The organism is Streptomyces sp. NPDC059166 (genome assembly GCF_042755185.1).
Taxonomy (GTDB): Bacteria; Actinomycetota; Actinomycetes; order Streptomycetales; family Streptomycetaceae; genus Streptomyces.
In genome coordinates this window covers 1-2,155 of sequence record NZ_JBHZCI010000095.1, presented here as the reverse complement: position 1 = coordinate 2,155, position 2,155 = coordinate 1, and the positions used below count along the sequence as shown (strand labels likewise).

Genomic DNA, 2,155 nt, shown 5'->3' with positions numbered 1-2,155 from the left:
TGGAACAACTCCCACAACTCGTCCGGCACCAACCGCTCAACGATCCCCACCATGGCGCACAGAATACCGAGTCATCCAAATGAGATGACTTCTAATGCGGCGGGTCAGGTCGTCTGGAGACAGCCGCCTGCCTTCTACCGCCTGACGAAGACCCACCTGAACTGGGCATTCATTACCCTCATGACCCGGCGCCTGGCCCGCAAAGGCCCCCGCACCGACAGCTGGACGAAGAGGCCACTCACCGGTTGAGCAGCCCAGCCAGGGACCCCCGCAGATCCCCGACAGCGCGATACAGCACAGTGGTCATCCCAAGCTCATTTGCCGCGTCGATGTTCTCCTCTCGATCGTCCACGAAAAGGCATCGGTCGACGCGGGCGCCGGCCTGCTCTGCCGCTATCTCATAGATGCGACGGTCCGGCTTGGCGACACCGACGAGCGAACTGTTGATCACGCTGTCCGCGAGATCAGCCAGCCCGAGGACCGCAAGGTCCTCGTCGAGCCACACCGTCGCGTTCGTGACAAGGACGACTGGGCAATGCTCCCGGACCTGACGCAGAAGGCCCACGACAGCTTCATCCGCCCAAAACCCAGCTTCGGTGAACGCCTTGGCCAGCGCGTGAGCGTCACCCAACGACACACGAGATCCGAGGCCCTGAGCGATCGACTGCGCCCACTGATCTCTGGTGATCTGCCCGAGCAACAGCGGCAGGTCGTTCTCCGGCGCGAATCCGATGGTTGCCGTGATGCCCTCCGGCAGCCCCGCTTCCTCCTCTAGACGCGTCACCTCGGCGGTGTCATAAAAGCGGATCACCCCGTCGAGGTCGCACAAGACGGCGTCAAAGGGGAGTTCACGGGCGTCTATCGCGGTCTTCACACTGCATGGATACCACCGGCGTGGTCACAACCGATAAGCGGGTCCGCTCACCTGACCTTCAAAAACACCTACTGAGAGGACGTTCCGGTTAAAAACGGAATAGTTCATGGGTTGTGCCACGTTATGGGCGTTTCGCCGGTTGCTCGTTTCGCGAGGTTCGAGATCATCGCGATGCGGATCATGCTTTCGGAGTGTGCGGGTTTGGTCTCGTAGTCGCGGGCGAGCCGACGGTGCATCATGATCCATCCGAAGCTTCGCTCGACGACCCAGCGCCTGGGGATCACGGAGAAGCCTTTGACCTGATCGTTTCGCGGGACGACGTCGACGTCGATGCCAAGAGTGGCGCCGTGTTCGATGGCTTTGGTCTTGTAGCCGGTGTCGACCCACGCCTTGGTGATGGTGGGGTGGTCGGTGGCGAGCTGAGTGAGGAGCTGCTTGCCGGCCTCGTTGTCGGAGACGCTTGCGGCGGTCACGATGACCAGCAGTAACAGGCCGAGAGTGTCGACGGCGATGCTGCGCTTGCGGCCCACGATTTTCTTGCCGGCATCCGTCCCCTGGGTATCGGCGGGAACGCTGGTCGCGGTCTTGACGCTCTGTGCATCGATCACGCAGGCGGTGGGTTCGGCGGTGCGTCCTGCCTGTTCACGGACCATCCGGTGCAGGTGGACGCCGAGTTTCTCGATGGTTCCGTCGGCAGTCCAGGCGCTGAAGTAGCCGAACACAGTGGTGTGCGGCGGGAAGTCGTGCGGAAGGTAGCGCCACGGGACGCCGGTCCGGTTTAGGAAGAGGATCGCGTTCATGACTTCCCGCAGGTCAGTGACTTTGCCGCCGAGGTTGAGTGAGGTCTTATGGCGCTCGGTGCGCCAGGCCGTCAGGATCGGTTCCATCAACGCCCAGCGAGCGTCGGAGAGGTCACTCGGGTACGGCAGGCGCGGCTGCAAAGAGGTCATGGGGATACTCATGCACGAGGTCCCGACCCCGGCATATCGCTCGATCGAGCGAGGCAAAACACCTTTTCGGTAGGTTCTTCGAACCGGACAGGAGCTATTGGCTGGAATCAGGGCGAAACGCAGGATCGCGTCTACCGATGCGGCGGACGCAAACCGCCTCTTCTGTCTGTATGCGGCCAATCCTGGCGCGGCAGAACCATCCCAAACCATCACATAAATGACACGAACGTCCTCTTAGAAGTCATCTCATTTGGCGAGTCTGCGATAGCAGATGAGGGTGCAGGCGATGCTGGTGAAGGCGAGGAAGTGGTCGGCCTTGCGTTCGTAGCGG

General features: G+C 61.7%; 3 protein-coding genes. 1 reads left to right on the top strand and 2 read right to left on the bottom strand.

The window, feature by feature from the left end; genetic code table 11:
• A partial coding sequence (locus ACFXOA_RS32230; protein ID WP_385035723.1) for a hypothetical protein occupies positions 1 to 249 on the top strand: 249 nt, incomplete at its 5' end.
• Here the strand turns inward: ACFXOA_RS32230 and ACFXOA_RS32225 are convergent.
• Together ACFXOA_RS32225 and ACFXOA_RS32220 are read right to left on the bottom strand one after the other, a co-directional pair.
• Positions 239 to 874: an HAD family hydrolase gene (locus ACFXOA_RS32225; RefSeq protein WP_385035721.1), complete on the bottom strand. Its 636-nt coding sequence runs from the start codon at positions 872 to 874 to the stop codon at positions 239 to 241. The genes ACFXOA_RS32230 and ACFXOA_RS32225 overlap by 11 nt on opposite strands.
• Positions 875 to 978: 104 nt before the next feature.
• Complete coding sequence (locus ACFXOA_RS32220; RefSeq protein WP_385035725.1) at positions 979 to 1,815, bottom strand: IS5 family transposase; 837 nt, start codon at positions 1,813 to 1,815, stop codon at positions 979 to 981.
• Between the last annotated feature and the right edge of the window lie 340 nt (positions 1,816 to 2,155).